The organism is Roseovarius sp. MBR-79, assembly GCF_053628555.1.
Genome location: NZ_JBRJGP010000002.1, coordinates 72,292 through 87,493 on the forward strand (window position 1 = coordinate 72,292; position 15,202 = coordinate 87,493).

Below are 15,202 nucleotides of genomic sequence, written 5' to 3' on the forward strand. Positions count from 1 at the left end.
AAACAATCTTTTGGTACCCTGAAGCTGAGTTTCCATCAACTGGAGCGCACCCTTCGGTTGAAAAACTCTTTAGAAACAGAGTGTTGCCACTATATTCATTGATTTAAATCAGAGCAACCAACCGCGATTATGGTAAAATCATGGCAGGTTCGGGGCAGTTTCCCGACCATTCCATCATTGGGGGAAACCATGACAGACAGTAAAGTTTTCAACTACGAGCTTGACGGGTTGAAGTTCAGCGTGACTGTTTTCGAGGAAGGCGGGGTCTTCAAGGCGACAATCAACGTCGAAGAAGGTTACGCCGACTTCAACGCGATCTATTGGGGGGATGACGTTGCCGGCAATTCCGATTTCGACGGATTTGGCGGGCGCGACAAGAGCCTCAACATGAACGGTGCCGAAGGCTCGACCTTCGAGGGCGAGGCCGTCGAGTGGGACGGCGCTGAAAAGCTGTCCTCGGCCGGTCTGGGCAAGGAGGGTGAGGACAAGCAAACCTTCTTGCAGGAAGGCGAGAGCGTGACGTTGACCCTTGACGGTCTGAGCAGCCTTGACCAGATCGATTTTCTCGGCATTCGTGCAACCAGCACGAGCACGCCGGAGGGATCGATCAAGACCATCGCTGTGCCGGAAGAACCGGTTGATCCCGAAGAGCCGAAGGACGATTTCCCGGAATGGCCGCAGGATATCTCCAACGTCGTTCTGGTGTTTGATCAGAAGGACGGGGATACGAAACCCACCCCCGATGGCGATGGCTTCTACACCGTCAAGATCGACAACTGGCCGAACGAGGGTGATGATGACCTCGACAACTCGATCGACGATATCCTTGCATATCTTGTTGCAAATGATGAGTTCATCACGGCGGACAGCGATCTTCTGGGCGTGGTGATCAAGGGCGGCAATCAGGCGGCGACCGAGTTCTTTGCCTTTGGGGACAACAACACCAATGGCACGGAGGCCGATGATCTTCCTGAGGGGATCGGGTTCGCCCTGCCAGACGAAAACGTTCCAGGTGGCGGAACGAGCGCGAATGTCCAGCCGACCAACGCGATCGATAAGACATATCTTTACACTGATGTGTTCGGGCTCACTGATGTGCCCGAAACGACTGATGTGTTCGACTTTGTCTGATATGGCATGTGCCTAGCGCGACGAAAGGGGCGGGCGACCGCCCCTTTTTGCGGCGCCTGTGCCGGATCACGCCTCGTCTGATTTGGGCGGTGGTGCCGCAGCGGCCTCTTTCGCGGCCTTGAACTTCTGAAGCTTCTCGACCAGCAGCGCCCGCGCCTTGGCATTGGCGCGGCGCACGCGGAAGGCCGTCAGGAAGGCCTCTTCGGCGGTTTGAGAGCTTTCGGCCAGCACCTTGGCGATGACGCCAAAGAGGTCTTCGTCGCCCGTCACCTCGATCGCCTTGAGCACGTCCCGGGCCAGTTCGTCGGCCATGTCCTCGGTGATGCCCATGGCGCGGCCCTCAGCGTGTGGTTTCGGTCAGGCGGCGTTTGACATAGCCGGTCACGCTGTCGATCATCGTCTCCATGTGCGGCTCCTTGAAGAAGTGATCGGCACCCTCGATTTCCTGATGGGTGATGGTGATGCCGTGCTGTTCCTGCAACTTGCCCACCAATGAGGCCGTGTCGGCCGGCGGTGCCACCCGGTCGCCGGTGCCGTTGATGATGAGGCCGGAGGCGGGGCAGGGGGCGAGGAACGAAAAATCATACATGTTGGCGGGTGGCGCCACCGAGATGAACCCCGTCACCTCCGGACGCCGCATCAGAAGCTGCATCCCGATCCACGCGCCAAACGAAAACCCCGCCACCCAGCAATGCTTGGAATTGGCGTTCATGGATTGCAGGTAATCGAGCGCCGAGGCGGCATCGGACAATTCGCCCAGACCCTGATCGTATTCGCCCTGGCTGCGCCCCACGCCGCGGAAATTGAACCGCAGCACGGTAAAGCCCATGTTGTAGAACGCATAATGCAGGTTGTAGACCACCTTGTTGTTCATCGTGCCGCCGAATTGCGGATGCGGATGCAGCACGATGGCAATCGGCGCATCGCGGTCGCGCTGCGGATGGTAACGGCCTTCCAGACGGCCCTCGGGGCCGGCAAATATAACCTCTGGCATGTGCTACTGTCCTTCTTGCGCGCGCGGGCGATCGGTATGATGCATTCGCTCTCGCATCCCTGGGCGTGGTTCGGATATGATCGGTCCCGGACCGGTCCGATTGCAGATAAGCCCTGTATCGGCCAAGGTCAATCGGTGACGGTCGGGGGAGAAGGCCATGAAACTCAGCACAAAGGGGCGCTATGCGATGGTGGCGCTGGTCGATATCGCGCTTCAGCCTTCGGGCAGCGTGGTCACGCTGAGCGAGGTGTCGCGGCGACAGGACATTTCTCTGCCCTATCTCGAGCAGCTTTTCGTCAAGCTGCGGCGCGCCGATCTGGTGATCTCGGTGCGCGGGCCGGGGGGCGGCTACCGGCTGGCGCGGCCCGCCTCCGAGATCCGCGTCTCCGATGTGCTGGCGGCGGTGGATGAGACGGTGGATGCGATGCACAAGGGGGCGGGGGCCTCGGGCGGGGCGAGCGGAAGCCGCGCGCAATCGCTGTCAAACCGTCTCTGGGAGGGGCTGAGCGCGCATGTCTATGTTTTCCTGCACCAGACCCGGCTGAGCGATGTGGCCGGCAACACGCTGGCCCCCTGTCCGGCGGTGCCGCACCTCTTCTCGCTGGTTGACGACGAGTAGCGCGCGTTCTCTGTTAGGCCTGAACCGGGCAGAAAGGCAGCATCGTGGCCAGTCTCAACCGCATCGTCATGCAGAAGGCCACGCGGCGCTGGCTCTCGGCGCTGGACCCCGAAAGCATGGATGCCGCCGAAATCTCGGGCAAGTTCGGGCGGCGCTTCGAGTTTCGCAGCTATACCCGCTACCGCTATCCGCGCCACGACATCTGCAAGGGCCCGTTCACCGACGAGGCGGGCCGGGTGGCGCAATATGACATCATCCTCGCCAATCAGGTCTGGGAGCATCTCGACCGGCCCTATGCCGCCACGCAGAACGTGCGCGCCATGCTGCGCGAGGGGGGGTGGTTCTGGCTCGCCGTGCCGTTCTTCATCCCGTATCACGGCGACCCGGTGGATTGCTCGCGCTGGTCGGCGCGGGGGCTGAAGAACCTGCTCATCGAGGCCGGTTTCGCCGAGGCCAACATCACCGCCCGCCAATGGGGCAACCGCGCCGCCGCGCGGCGCAACCTCGAGGACATCTGGCCGCCGACGCATCATCCCGAAACCGATGACCTGACCGACGATCCGCAATTTCCAATCTGCGCCTGGGCGATCGCGCAGAAATAGCATCGCGGGTCCAGGGCCGGTCATCCTCGGGCCTGACCCGAGGATCTCTTGCCCCCTTGCCGTCATCCTCGGGCCTGACCCGAGGATCTCTTGCCGCGCGGAGAACCCCGCCTGTGCGGGGATGACGGGGGCAGGGCGGGCAGGCGCGGTGCCTCGTTTCTGCGTGTTCATGCTTCGTTCACAATTTCGGCTTGGACGACTCGCCCCACTCCTCTATGTCAGGACGGGTGGCAAGGGGGCTCTCATGGCCGAACTCAAGACGATCTCCGTGCGCGGCGCGCGCGAGCACAATCTCAAGAACATCGACGTGGACATTCCGCGCGACCAACTCGTTGTGATCACCGGTCTTTCCGGATCCGGCAAGTCCTCGCTGGCCTTTGACACGATCTATGCCGAGGGGCAGCGGCGCTATGTCGAATCGCTCAGCGCCTATGCGCGGCAGTTCCTCGACATGATGGAAAAGCCGGATGTGGACCACATCAGCGGGCTGTCACCTGCGATTTCCATCGAGCAGAAGACGACCTCGAAGAACCCCCGCTCGACCGTGGGCACCGTCACCGAGATCTACGACTATATGCGCCTGCTCTTTGCCCGCGTCGGCACGCCCTACAGCCCTGCCACCGGCCTGCCCATCGAGGCGCAGCAGGTTCAGGATATGGTGGACCGCGTGATGGCGATGGAGGAGGGCACGCGCGCCTATCTTCTGGCCCCCATCGTGCGCGACCGGAAGGGCGAATATCGCAAGGAATTCCTGGACCTGCGCAAGCAGGGGTTTCAGCGGGTCAAGGTGAACGGCGAATTCCACGAGTTGGACGAGCCGCCCGTGCTCGACAAGAAATTCCGCCACGATATCGACGTGGTGGTAGATCGGATCGTGGTGAAAGAGGGGCTGGAGACGCGGCTTGCCGACAGTTTCCGCACCGCGCTCGATCTGGCGCAGGGCATCGCCGTTCTGGAAACCGCCCCGCGCGAGGGAGAGCCGGAGCGGATCACGTTTTCCGAGAATTTCGCCTGTCCGGTCAGCGGCTTCACCATTCCCGAGATCGAGCCGCGGCTCTTTTCCTTCAACGCGCCCTTCGGGGCCTGCCCCGATTGCGGCGGGCTGGGGGCGGAGCTTTTCTTTGACGAGCGTCTGGTCGTCCCCGACGAGGCGCTCAAACTGACGGACGGGGCCATCGCGCCCTGGCGCAAGGGTAAATCGCCCTACTTCACCCAGACGATCAACTCGTTGGCAAAGCATTACGAATTCGACAAGGCGACCGCATGGCGCGACCTGCCCGCCCATGTGAAACAGGTGTTCCTGCATGGCTCTGGCGAGGAGGAGATCACCTTTCGCTATGACGAGGGGGGCCGCGTCTATCAGGTTGCGCGCAGCTTCGAAGGGGTGATCCCCAACATGGAACGGCGTTACCGCGAGACGGATTCGGCCTGGATCCGCGAGGAATTCGAGCGCTACCAGAATAACCGCCCCTGTGGCACCTGCGAGGGCTACCGCCTGCGCCCCGAAGCGCTGGCGGTGCGCATCGCGGGCCTGCATGTGGGGCAGGTTGTGCAGATGTCGATCCGCGAGGCGCATGACTGGTGCGCGACGGTGCCCGCGCACCTCAGCAACCAGAAAAACGAGATCGCGCGGGCGATTCTGAAGGAAATCCGCGAGCGGCTGGGCTTTCTGGTCAATGTGGGCCTCGATTACCTCACGCTGTCGCGCAACGCGGGCACGCTCTCGGGCGGCGAGAGCCAGCGTATCCGGCTGGCCAGCCAGATCGGGTCCGGCCTCACCGGCGTGCTTTACGTGCTCGATGAACCCTCGATCGGCCTGCATCAGCGCGACAACGGGCGGCTTTTGCAGACGCTGCGCAATCTGCGCGATCAGGGCAATACGGTGATCGTGGTGGAGCATGACGAAGAGGCGATCCGCACCGCCGACTATGTCTTTGACATCGGCCCCGGCGCAGGCGTGCATGGCGGGCGCGTGGTGAGCCATGGCACGCCCGAGGCGGTGGCGGCCGATCCGGCGTCATTGACCGGGCAATACCTGTCGGGCACGCGCGAGATCGCGGTGCCCGAGATGCGGCGCAAGGGAAACAAGAAAAAACTTATTGTTGTCAATGCGACAGGGAACAATCTTAAAGCAGTTACCGCCGAGTTTCCTCTGGGCAAATTCGTCTGCGTGACGGGCGTGTCGGGCGGGGGCAAGTCAACGCTGACCATCGAGACGCTGTTCAAGACCGCGTCGATGCGATTGAACGGCGCGCGGCAGACGCCCGCACCCTGCGAGACGATCAAGGGGCTGGAGCATCTCGACAAGGTGATCGATATCGACCAACGCCCCATTGGCCGAACTCCTCGTTCGAATCCAGCCACTTACACCGGGGCCTTCACCCCGATCCGCGACTGGTTCGCCGGTCTGCCCGAGGCCAAGGCGCGCGGCTACAAGCCGGGGCGATTCAGCTTCAACGTCAAGGGCGGGCGCTGCGAGGCGTGCCAGGGCGACGGATTGATCAAGATCGAGATGCATTTCCTGCCCGATGTCTATGTCGAATGCGAGACCTGCAAGGGCGCGCGCTATAACCGGGAGACACTGGAAATCCGCTTCAAAGGCAAGAGCATAGCGGACGTTCTTGATATGACGGTGGAAGAGGCGCAGGGATTTTTCCAGGCCGTGCCCTCGATCCGCGAGAAGATGGATGCGCTGATGCGCGTGGGGCTTGGCTATATCAAGGTGGGCCAGCAGGCGACCACGCTTTCGGGCGGCGAGGCGCAGCGGGTGAAGCTCAGCAAGGAACTCGCCAAACGCTCGACGGGCCGCACACTCTATATCCTCGACGAGCCGACCACGGGTCTGCATTTCGAGGATGTGAAGAAGCTGCTCGAGGTGCTGCACGAACTGGTCGATCAGGGCAATTCGGTGGTGGTGATCGAGCACAATCTCGATGTCATCAAGACCGCCGATCATATCATCGACATCGGCCCCGAGGGTGGTGACGGCGGCGGTGAGATCGTGGCCGAGGGCACGCCCGAAGAGGTGGCGGAAGAACCCCGCAGCCATACCGGGCACTACCTCAAGGAGATACTGGCCGCGCGGCGGGTGGCGGCGGAGTAAGACGCCAGTCTGAACCCCGCCGTCATCCTCCGGCTCGACCGGAGGATCCCGTGCGGCGAGAGACCCTCGGATCAGGTCCGAGGGTGACGCTGCTTGTCAGTCACTTCTTCATCGGGCAGGTGCTCAGCCCGAGGATCGAATAGAGCGGGCAGGAGGACATCAGCCCCGTGACCAGCGGCACGACGCCAATGAGGTAGAGCCAGCTATAGGCCCCGTCCCGGTTGAGAAAGAAGCCGGCCAGCAGCGCGAGGCCGAGGAGAATGCGCAGCGCGCGGTCGGTGGTGCCAACGTTTTTGCGGAGCATGATACTGCCTTTCAAAGCGACCGGACGACAAGCCCGGCTTCATGGCACCATGATCGCATATCGCTCTGCGCGGTTCGGTGATCCTGTCACCAAGGCTCACTTGAAATTGCGGCTGTCCTTCAATTGATCCCAGGCCCAGACCACCTGTTGCAACTGCTCTTCCTGGCTGCGGTCGCCGCCGTTGATATCGGGGTGCAGCACCTTGATGAGCGATTTGTAGGCCTGGCGAAGCTCGGCCTTGGTCCAGCTGTCGGCGGCCTCGAGGATTTCGATCGCGCGGCGTTCGGTCGGCGGCAGCTTGCGCCCGCCGCCCTGCTTGCGGCCGGGATTGCGGGTGGCGTTGTTCCCCAGAACCTGATGCGGGTCCTCGATGCCAAGCCGCGCCCAGGCGCGCGCCTCGGGGTCGGTGAAGCGGCGCGTCTCGCGTTCCCAGACCTTGTCGCGCGACATCTGCGCGTTCAGCTCTGCCTCGGTGGTGCCTTCGAAGAAGTTCCATTTCAGGTTGTATTCGCGCACATGCTCCTGACAGAACCAGAGATAGTCGTCGAGCACGTCCGGCGATTTCGGCGCGCGGTAAAGCCCCGCCTCCTGGCAGCCCGGATGTTCGCACACGCGGGTCGAGGTTTCGGACGCCCCCGACATGCCCCGCCGCCCGCGCGGATTCTTGCGCTTGGCCGACGACACCGACATATCGAAACCGAAAGGATCAGTCTTGGACATTGGCAAACCTCAACGAGTCAGGGCGCAGAGTGTATGCCAAAACGCGCCGATGAGAAGGGGGGCAGGCGAAAAAATCGGTGATATTCTGATGACAAATCCGCCATGCGGCGCCGGGCACGCGCGCGCAAGCGGTTCGAATCACGATGAAAACAGGCGTCGGTCAGTCGGCCCGGAGCAACGGGCGAAGGCTTGAGGCCGCATCCTCGGGCGGCAGGGCCGCCCGCGCCTCGGGCACGGGCGATTGCAGGGGCGCGCGGGGGACGACGTCGCGCGAGAAGACCAGCACCGAGCGATAGACCGTGGCGGTCGAGGTCAGCCCCTGACGTTCCTCACTGGGCAGGATGTCGCTGCGCAGATAGGTCCAGCCCTCGCGCGCCATCTCGTTGAGCACATCCTCCAGCCCGAGCGCGAAACGGCCCTCGGGCGTCTTGACGCCCGGGGCCTTGCGCCCGCGCGTGGGCGCGGGGATGACACGGTATTCGCAGCGGGGCAGGGTCACGGGTGCCGCGCGTTCATTTCGGGCCGGGGCCGATGACCATGATCATCTGTCGGCCTTCCATCTTGGGCATGTTCTCGACCCGGCCCACCTCCTTGACATCGTCGGCGATGCGCTCGAGCAATTCGCGCCCGAGATGCTGATGCGCCATCTCGCGGCCGCGAAAGCGCAGGGTGATCTTCACCTTGTCGCCGCCTTCAAGAAACTTCAGAACATTGCGCATTTTCACGTCATAATCATGGGTGTCGGTGCCGGGGCGGAACTTGACCTCCTTGACCTCGATGATCTTCTGCTTCTTGCGGGCCTCGGCCTCGCGCTTCTGGGTTTCGTATTTGTATTTTCCGAAATCCATGATCTTGCAGACCGGTGGCGTGGCACTGGGAGAGATTTCCACCAGGTCCAGCCCGGCCTCTTCGGCCATTTCCAGCGCGCGTTGCGGGGTCACGACCCCGACATTCTCGCCATCGGCGCCAATCAGGCGGATTTCATCGCCGCGAATACGATCATTGACGCGGGGGCCGGTTTCGCGCGTGGGGGGCGCATTGTGGGGTCTGCGGGCTATGGCTTTGGTCCTTCGATAGTTGATTTTGCCGGTGTATTCAGGCTGGGCACGGTAAACGCGGGGGCGCGGGCTTTCAAGCGGCAAAATCGGCGGGAGCGGGCCGAAATCAGGGCTTTTTCCCCTTGCGGCTTTTCTCCGGGGGGGCCATCTGTCACACCGGATTGTGAACGGGGGCGTTTTAGGCGCTTTCCCGGCATGGACAGGAGTATGGGTGATGAAAAATCTGATATGGGTCGTTGTTGCGGTCGTGGTGCTGGGGGGCGGCTACATGCTCGTCACCGGCAAGTCGGTCAATGAGGTGGTCGAGAGCGTGACCGAGACCACGCCGGAGGTCGAGGCACCGGCGGCACTGGAAGAGGCCGCGACCGCAGCGGGCGAGGCGGTGGAAGCCGCACAGGACGCCGCAAGCGAGGCTGCGGGGGCCGTGGCCGAGGCCGCAGAAGGGGCAGCAGACGCCGCGACCGAGGCGGTCGGGGCGGCACAGGAGGCGGCGAGCGAGGCCGCGAGCGCTGTGGCCGAGACTGCCAACGAAGCCGTCGAAGCGGCGCAGGAGGCTGCGACCGGTGCGGCGGACACGGCGTCCGAGACCGTGACCGAAGCCGCAGACACTGCGACCGATGCGGCGTCTGACGCGGTGGATGCCGCGACCGACACGGCGACCGATGCAGCAGATGCCGCCACGGATGCGGCCGATCAGGCGACCGAGAGTGCGACCGAGGCCGCACAAGAGGCGGTGACCGACAGTCTACCCTCTGCGGAAGAGCAAGCGGCCGCGCAGGCCGCGGCAGAGGTCCCCGAGGCGCTGACCGTGGGCGGGTTCGACCTCGAGCAGGCGCGTAGCCTGATCGAGGGCGCGGGACTTGGTTCGATGCAGGAAACCATGCTTATCGAAGGCATCCGGGCGGCGCAGAACAATCCCGATCTGCTCAAATCCGCGCTTGAGGCGGCCCGCACGGCGCTTGGCTACTGAGCAAGGCCGCTGACACGAAAAAGCCCGCGCAAGGCGATCCTTGTGCGGGCTTTTTCATGCGACGTCATCCTCCGGCTTGGCCGGAGGATCTCCTTGAACGAAAGACCGTCGGGCAACCAGAGACCCTCGGATCAAGTCCGAGGGTGACGGGCGTTTGTGGTCGGCGTCATCCTCCGGCCTGACCGGAGGATCTCTTGCAACAGGAGGCCCTCGGGTCACGTCCGAGGGCGCCATGTTGCCTCAGTCGAGGAACGCCTTTTCCACCACATATTCCCGAGGGGCCGAATTCGCGCCCTCGCGCAGGCCGTAGCCTTCGAGCATGTCCTTGATTTCAAGGTTGAAGGCGAGGTTGCCGCAGACCATGGCGCGGTCGGTTTCCGGCGAAAGCGGGGCCACGCCGAGATCGGCGAACACCTCGCCCTTGCGCATGAGGTCCGTGATGCGGCCCATCTTGGGGCTCTCCTCGCGCGTCGTGGTCGGGTAATAGCGTAGTTTGTCGGCAAAGCCCTCGCCGATCAACTCCTCCAGCATTTCGTCGCTGCGGATGTTGTCGATCAACTCCTTGCCATAGGTCAGCTCGCCCACCTCTCGGCAGGTATGGGTCAGGATCACCTCGTCGTAATCCTCATAGGTCTGCGGGTCGCGCAGCAGCGAGGCGAAGGGGGCGATCCCGGTGCCGGTGGCAAAGAACCAGATCCGCTTGCCCGGCAGGAGCGCATCATGCACCAGCGTGCCCACGGGTTTCGGGCGCAGGATGATCTCGTCACCGGGTTGGATATGTTGCAGGCGAGAGGTCAACGGACCATCCTGCACCTTGATCGAGTAGAATTCCAGTTCGTCATCCCAGGAGGGCGAGGCTATGGAATAGGCGCGCAGGAGCGGCTTTTCGCGGCCGGTCTTCTCGTCCTCTGACATGAGACCGATCATCACGAACTCACCCGAGCGAAAGCGCAGGCTCGTTGGCCGCGTCACCCGGAAGGCAAAGAGCCGGTCGGTGTAGTGTGTCACCCGCGTCACCGTCTGCGCGTCGGGCAGGGCGAGGGTTTTCGGCGCTTTTGCGGTGGCTTGTGTCACGGCGGTCATCTCGTTCATGGTGTCAACTGCCGGTCCATTAAACCGACATCCTCTTTTAATCTTTGACCTAGGTCAGGGGAAGGCGATTATCAGCCGCGCAACCGCGCCTGATAGTCATGCGCTTGCCAGTCGCTGCGCGACAGCCACTGAGCCTCGGGCTGGCGCGCTGCGAGATCGTCGGAAATCTCGACCTCGTCAAACCCGGCGCGCCGCGCCATGGCGTATTGATCGGCGATCACGTGACCATAGGCGCGCAGCCGTCCCTTGTAGCCCATGAGCCGCAATTGCCGCGCGATGGTAAAGCCGCGCCCGTCGGCGACGCTCGGGAAATGCACCTTGATCATCTGCACCTCGGGCAGACGTCCGGCCAGTTCCAGCGGATCGGCGCTGGCGGGCAGAGTGATGCCGACGCCGCGGCGCGCCTCTTCCAGGGGCACGATGGGGGTGGTCCAGGTGTCGGGGCCAAAGCCCGCGTCGGTGACGATGATGGTCATGCGGAAACTCCTCTACGCACCATTTTGCCGTTCGCGAAATGGATGCCACATTCGGTCTTGTCCTGATCGCGCCAGCGGCCGGCGCGGGGGTCTTCATCGGCGCGCACCGGGGTGGTGCAGGGCATGCAGCCAATGGAGGGATAGCCGCGCGCCACCAGTGGATGCCGGGGCAGGCGGTTTTCCTCCATATAGGTGCGGATGTCGTCCCGCGCCCAATGGGCCAGCGGGTTGACCTTGATGCGCCCGGTGCCCTCCTCGATCTCGAAGAAATCGAGCGCGGCGCGGGTGCCCGCCTGATAGCGTTTGCGCCCGGTGATCCAGCCGTCGAACCCGGCAAGCGCGCGCTGCAAGGGCAGGGCCTTGCGCAGCGCGCAACAGGCATCGGTATCGCGCTGATGGAGCGTGTCGTCGGGGTCGTGCTGGCGCAGGTCGGCGGGGTCCGCGCGGATGATGCGCAGATCGCGCAAATTCAACCGCTCGGCCAGTTCCTGCTGATAGACCAGCGTTTCGGCAAAGAGCATCTCGGTGTCGATGAAAATCACCGGCGTCGCCGCGCGCGTGACCGAGACCATGTGCAAGAGCACGACCGACTCGGCCCCGAAGCTGGAGACCAGCACGAGGCGACCGGCCTCCGGGTCGCGCAGCGCGTGCTCCAGCACCGAGATCGCTGAATGGTGGCGATACCGGTCGTTGAGCGCCGCAACCCGCTCGCTGAGGTCACTCGGCGGCATGGGCGCGGGCCTCCTCGTCGTAGAGCGCGGATTTGAACGGCTCCATCCCGATACGGTTATAGGTTTCGAGGAACGTCTCCTCGGGCCCCTCGCGCAGGTCGAGATAGGCAAAGATCAGACGCTCCACCGCCGGCACGATCTCGTCATAGGCGAAACCCGGTCCTGTGCGGGTGCCGATGGCGGTGGTCTCGGACGGATCGCCGCCAAGGGTGATCTGGTAATTCTCCACCCCCGCGCGGTCGAGACCGAGAATGCCGATATGCCCGACATGGTGATGGCCGCAGGCGTTGATGCAGCCCGAGATCTTGATCTGGAGATGGCCCACCTCGTGCTCGATCTTGAGCTCTTCAAGCCGGGTGGCGATGCCTTGGGCCACGGGGATCGAGCGGGCGGTGGCGAGCGCGCAGTAATCCATGCCGGGGCAGGCGATGATATCCGAGGCAAGGCCGATATTGGCCGTGCCCAGCCCCGCCTCCCGCAGCGCCGCGTGAACGGCGGGAATGTCCGCCAGTGCCACATGCGGCAGCACGAGGTTCTGTGCGTGGCTCACGCGGATGTCGTTGTGGCCGTAACGTTCGGCAAGATCGGCGACAAGGCGCATCTGATCGGCGGAGGCGTCGCCCGGCGTTGCCCCGTGTGCCTTGAGGCTGATGGAGACGATGCCGTGATCGGCGTGTCTGTGCGGCGTCACGTTGGTATCGGCCCAGGCGCGAAACACCGGATCGGTGTCACGCGCGGAATAATAGGCGGCCGCGTCGCGTTCGGGCAGGGTGGGGGTGACAAAGCGCGCGCGGATATCGGCAAGCCGGTCCTGATCCACGCCCGAGAACACGGCGCGGCGCTGCGGAAAGAGCGCCTCGACGGCGTCGCGGAAGGTGTCGAGGCCGTTCTCGAACACGGTGATCTTGATGCGCGCCTTGTATTTGTTGTCGCGCCGACCGAGGCGGTTATAGGTCGCCAGCACTGCCTCGAGATAGGGCAGAAGGTCCGCCTCGGGCAGGAAATCGCGCAAGAGCTTGGCCACCATGGGCGTGCGGCCCATGCCGCCGCCGACCCAGACCTGATAGCCGCGCGTGCCGTCCCGCTCGATGATGCGCAGGCCGATATCGTGGCTTTTCATCACCGCGCGGTCGGCCTCGGACGCGATCACGGCGATCTTGAACTTGCGCGGCAGGAACTGGAATTCGGGGTGGTCGGTGGACCATTGCCGGATCAGTTCGGCCACCGGGCGCGGATCGGTCAGCTCATCCGCCGCAGCACCCGCAAAGTGATCCGAGGTCACGTTGCGGATGGTGTTGCCGGAGGTCTGGATGGCGTGCATCCCCACCTTTGCGAGCGCGTCGAGCATGTCGGGCACATCGCTCAGTTTCGGCCAGTTATACTGGATATTGGTGCGGGTGGTGAAATGGCCATAGCCCTTGTCCCACCGCTCGGCCAGATAGGCCAGTTGCCGCAGCTTGGCGGGATCGAGAGAGCCATAGGGGATCGCCACGCGCAGCATGTAGGCATGGAGTTGCAGGTAAAGCCCGTTCATCAGGCGCAGCGGACGGAACTCGTCTTCGGTGAGGCTTCCGTCGATGCGCCGCTCGACCTGGGCGCGGAACTGCCGGTTGCGCTCGGCGAGAAAGGCGGTGTCGAAATCGGTGTAGTGATACATGGGTCGCTCCTGCGCGGGTCGCGTGGGTCAGGCGTGGGACAGTCCTTCGGACTGCTTGCCATGAAAGAGGTTCGAGGGGCCCTTGCGGCGGAAATCCTCGCGGAAATGGGCGGGTTCCGGGCCGCTCTCGCCGGGGCGCATGTCGGCCAGATAGGCGCCGACGATTTCACCGGTGCGCGCCTGCGCCTGCAAAAGCCGATAGTCGGCATCGGCCTCGTCGATCAGCAATTCGGCCTCCGAGAGGTGCCGCGTCCAGCGGTCATCGGCGGTGAGATAGACCACGTCGCCCTCGATCAGGGCATTGGCGGTCACGACCTTGGGGGTGAATTCGCGGGCCATGTCAGGCAAGCTCCTGTTGTGTCTGTGACATCCGGGCCTCGGCCGCGCGGGGGCTGAGACCGAGAAAGGTGAGCGCCGGGCCGGTGAGGGCGGCGGCCTTGAGGTCGGCAGGCAAGCATCCCAGCGTGGTGGCAATGACGCGTTGATCGGGGCGGGCGGCGTTCTCGACCACGGTCACGGGCGTGGCGCGGTCCGCCCCGTGCATGACGAGGCGGCCCTGGATGAAGCGCGCGGATTTCTTGGCCATGTAGATCGCGGCCACTTCGCCGGGGCGTGCCAGCGTGCGCCAGTCGTGATCGGCAAAGCCTGCCATGTCGTGGCCGGTCAGAAAGCGCACGGCGGCGTTGCGCCCGCGTCTGGTCAGGCTCTGGCCGATGGCGGCGGCGGCAGCAGAGGCCGCCGTGATGCCCGGCACGATCTCATAGGGCAGGCCTGCGGCCTCGACCGCCTCGATTTCCTCGTCGAGCCGGCCGAACACGACCGGATCGCCGCCCTTGAGCCGCACCACGGTCGCCCCGGTGAGTGCGTGCCCCACGATCATCGCATTGATCGCCTCCTGCGGGGTGGAGGGGCCGAACCCCTCCTTGCCCGCCGCGATGAGGTGCGCACCCGGCCGGGCAAGTGCGAGTATATCCGCATTGACCAACCGGTCATGGATCACCACATCCGCCGCCGCGATGAGACGCAGCGCCTTCACGGTCAGCAGATCGGCGTCGCCGGGGCCTGCGCCGACAAAGGCGACAGGGGCGGTCGGGGGTGTGGTGACGGGCATGGCGGCAGCGTGTCCGGGGTTGTTTGACTTCCTCTTCAATATAGGAAATATTCCCGGCTAAAGGCCATATGCGGCGCTTAATAAGGATGTTTGTTCCGTATTCGACCGCAAGGTGGCAAGGCTTCCCTCGATTGGAGGAAATTTGGAATGCCCGTCCGCATCGACGATCTCGACCGGAAAATCCTTGCGCAACTGCAAGAGGATGCCGGACAATCGCTTGACGATATCGCGCGCAATGTCGGCTCTTCCAAGACGCCGGTCTGGAATCGCATCCGCAAGCTGCGTGAGGCGGGCGTGATCCGGCAGCAGACCTGCCTGCTCGATGCCGAGGCCCTTGGGCTGGAGGCCTGTTTCTTCGTGCTGATCCGCACCTCGGAACATGAGGCCGCCTGGCAGGCGCGGTTTCTGGAGACCCTGAACAAGCGCCCCGAGGTGATGGAAGCGCATCGGCTGGCGGGCGATATCGACTATATCCTCAAGGTGCGCGTGGCCAATGCGCGCGCCTATGACGTGTTCTATCAGGCGCTGATCGCGGAGGTGAAGATCCACAACGTCACCGCGCTATTGTCGATGGAAGAGATCAAATCGACCACGATGCTGCCGGTCTGAGCGGGCAGGGGGCGCTGCCCCCGCC

At 63.8% G+C, this 15,202-nt stretch carries 18 protein-coding genes; 6 read left to right on the plus strand and 12 right to left on the minus strand.

Annotated elements, in window-relative coordinates; all coding sequences use genetic code 11:
• Nucleotides 1–189 precede the first annotated feature (189 nt).
• Nucleotides 190–1,131 carry a hypothetical protein gene (locus tag ACSSV8_RS02130; RefSeq protein WP_454281363.1) on the plus strand — a complete coding sequence of 314 codons (942 nt, stop codon included), beginning with the start codon at nucleotides 190–192 and terminating at the stop codon, nucleotides 1,129–1,131.
• A 66-nt stretch (nucleotides 1,132–1,197) separates the two neighbouring features.
• Here the strand turns inward: ACSSV8_RS02130 and ACSSV8_RS02135 are convergent, their stop codons facing one another.
• Nucleotides 1,198–1,461: a hypothetical protein gene (locus tag ACSSV8_RS02135; RefSeq protein WP_354536997.1), complete on the minus strand. Its 264-nt coding sequence runs from the start codon at nucleotides 1,459–1,461 to the stop codon at nucleotides 1,198–1,200.
• A 10-nt stretch (nucleotides 1,462–1,471) separates the two neighbouring features.
• Entirely contained in the window at nucleotides 1,472–2,125 is a 654-nt protein-coding gene (locus ACSSV8_RS02140; protein ID WP_354536998.1) for an alpha/beta hydrolase, read from the minus strand.
• A gap of 157 nt (nucleotides 2,126–2,282) precedes the next feature.
• Between ACSSV8_RS02140 and ACSSV8_RS02145 the strand changes: the two genes are divergently transcribed.
• The 3 genes from ACSSV8_RS02145 to uvrA all read left to right on the plus strand — a co-directional run bounded on the left by ACSSV8_RS02145 (nucleotide 2,283) and on the right by uvrA (nucleotide 6,449).
• The gene (locus ACSSV8_RS02145) at nucleotides 2,283–2,744 is read left to right on the plus strand and encodes a Fe-S cluster assembly transcriptional regulator IscR (protein ID WP_354536999.1); all 462 of its coding nucleotides are present in this window, start codon (nucleotides 2,283–2,285) and stop codon (nucleotides 2,742–2,744) included.
• A gap of 44 nt (nucleotides 2,745–2,788) precedes the next feature.
• Nucleotides 2,789–3,346, plus strand: a complete 558-nt coding sequence (locus tag ACSSV8_RS02150) for a methyltransferase (RefSeq protein ID WP_454281364.1) — start codon at nucleotides 2,789–2,791, stop codon at nucleotides 3,344–3,346.
• 244 nt (nucleotides 3,347–3,590) lie between these two features.
• A complete protein-coding gene (gene uvrA, locus ACSSV8_RS02155; RefSeq protein WP_454281365.1) occupies nucleotides 3,591–6,449 on the plus strand; it encodes an excinuclease ABC subunit UvrA in 2,859 nt (952 codons plus the stop codon).
• A gap of 100 nt (nucleotides 6,450–6,549) precedes the next feature.
• Here uvrA and ACSSV8_RS02160 read toward each other — a convergent pair whose 3' ends face one another.
• The 4 genes from ACSSV8_RS02160 to infC all read right to left on the minus strand — a co-directional run bounded on the left by ACSSV8_RS02160 (nucleotide 6,550) and on the right by infC (nucleotide 8,615).
• Nucleotides 6,550–6,753, minus strand: coding sequence for a YgaP family membrane protein (locus ACSSV8_RS02160; protein ID WP_354537002.1), 204 nt, complete (start codon nucleotides 6,751–6,753; stop codon nucleotides 6,550–6,552).
• A 96-nt stretch (nucleotides 6,754–6,849) separates the two neighbouring features.
• On the minus strand, nucleotides 6,850–7,473 hold the full coding sequence (locus ACSSV8_RS02165) for a J domain-containing protein (RefSeq protein ID WP_354537003.1): 624 nt from the start codon (nucleotides 7,471–7,473) through the stop codon (nucleotides 6,850–6,852).
• A gap of 160 nt (nucleotides 7,474–7,633) precedes the next feature.
• Entirely contained in the window at nucleotides 7,634–7,972 is a 339-nt protein-coding gene (locus ACSSV8_RS02170; RefSeq protein WP_454281366.1) for a hypothetical protein, read from the minus strand.
• Nucleotides 7,973–7,985: 13 nt separating this feature from the next.
• The gene (infC, locus tag ACSSV8_RS02175) at nucleotides 7,986–8,615 is read right to left on the minus strand and encodes a translation initiation factor IF-3 (RefSeq protein WP_454281367.1); all 630 of its coding nucleotides are present in this window, start codon (nucleotides 8,613–8,615) and stop codon (nucleotides 7,986–7,988) included.
• A gap of 130 nt (nucleotides 8,616–8,745) precedes the next feature.
• Between infC and ACSSV8_RS02180 the strand changes: the two genes are divergently transcribed.
• The gene (locus ACSSV8_RS02180) at nucleotides 8,746–9,501 is read left to right on the plus strand and encodes a translation initiation factor 3 (RefSeq protein WP_454281368.1); all 756 of its coding nucleotides are present in this window, start codon (nucleotides 8,746–8,748) and stop codon (nucleotides 9,499–9,501) included.
• Between the two features lie 240 nt (nucleotides 9,502–9,741).
• Here the strand turns inward: ACSSV8_RS02180 and ACSSV8_RS02185 are convergent, their stop codons facing one another.
• The 6 genes from ACSSV8_RS02185 to cobA form a co-directional block, all read right to left on the minus strand.
• On the minus strand, nucleotides 9,742–10,593 hold the full coding sequence (locus tag ACSSV8_RS02185; protein ID WP_354537006.1) for a ferredoxin--NADP reductase: 852 nt from the start codon (nucleotides 10,591–10,593) through the stop codon (nucleotides 9,742–9,744).
• 71 nt (nucleotides 10,594–10,664) lie between these two features.
• A complete protein-coding gene (locus ACSSV8_RS02190) occupies nucleotides 10,665–11,069 on the minus strand; it encodes a DUF934 domain-containing protein (protein ID WP_354537007.1) in 405 nt (134 codons plus the stop codon).
• Nucleotides 11,066–11,800, minus strand: coding sequence for a phosphoadenylyl-sulfate reductase (locus ACSSV8_RS02195; protein ID WP_454281369.1), 735 nt, complete (start codon nucleotides 11,798–11,800; stop codon nucleotides 11,066–11,068). The genes ACSSV8_RS02190 and ACSSV8_RS02195 overlap by 4 nt, the downstream gene beginning before the upstream one ends.
• Nucleotides 11,787–13,457 (minus strand): nitrite/sulfite reductase, encoded by a 1,671-nt coding sequence (locus ACSSV8_RS02200; RefSeq protein ID WP_454281370.1) that lies wholly within the window; start codon nucleotides 13,455–13,457, stop codon nucleotides 11,787–11,789. The genes ACSSV8_RS02195 and ACSSV8_RS02200 overlap by 14 nt, the downstream gene beginning before the upstream one ends.
• Before the next feature lie 27 nt (nucleotides 13,458–13,484).
• Nucleotides 13,485–13,796 (minus strand): DUF2849 domain-containing protein, encoded by a 312-nt coding sequence (locus ACSSV8_RS02205; protein ID WP_354537010.1) that lies wholly within the window; start codon nucleotides 13,794–13,796, stop codon nucleotides 13,485–13,487.
• 1 nt (nucleotide 13,797) lies between these two features.
• Complete coding sequence (gene cobA / locus ACSSV8_RS02210; RefSeq protein ID WP_454281371.1) at nucleotides 13,798–14,568, minus strand: uroporphyrinogen-III C-methyltransferase; 771 nt, start codon at nucleotides 14,566–14,568, stop codon at nucleotides 13,798–13,800.
• A gap of 147 nt (nucleotides 14,569–14,715) precedes the next feature.
• Between cobA and ACSSV8_RS02215 the strand changes: the two genes are divergently transcribed.
• Nucleotides 14,716–15,177, plus strand: coding sequence for an Lrp/AsnC family transcriptional regulator (locus tag ACSSV8_RS02215; protein ID WP_354537012.1), 462 nt, complete (start codon nucleotides 14,716–14,718; stop codon nucleotides 15,175–15,177).
• Nucleotides 15,178–15,202 lie beyond the last annotated feature (25 nt).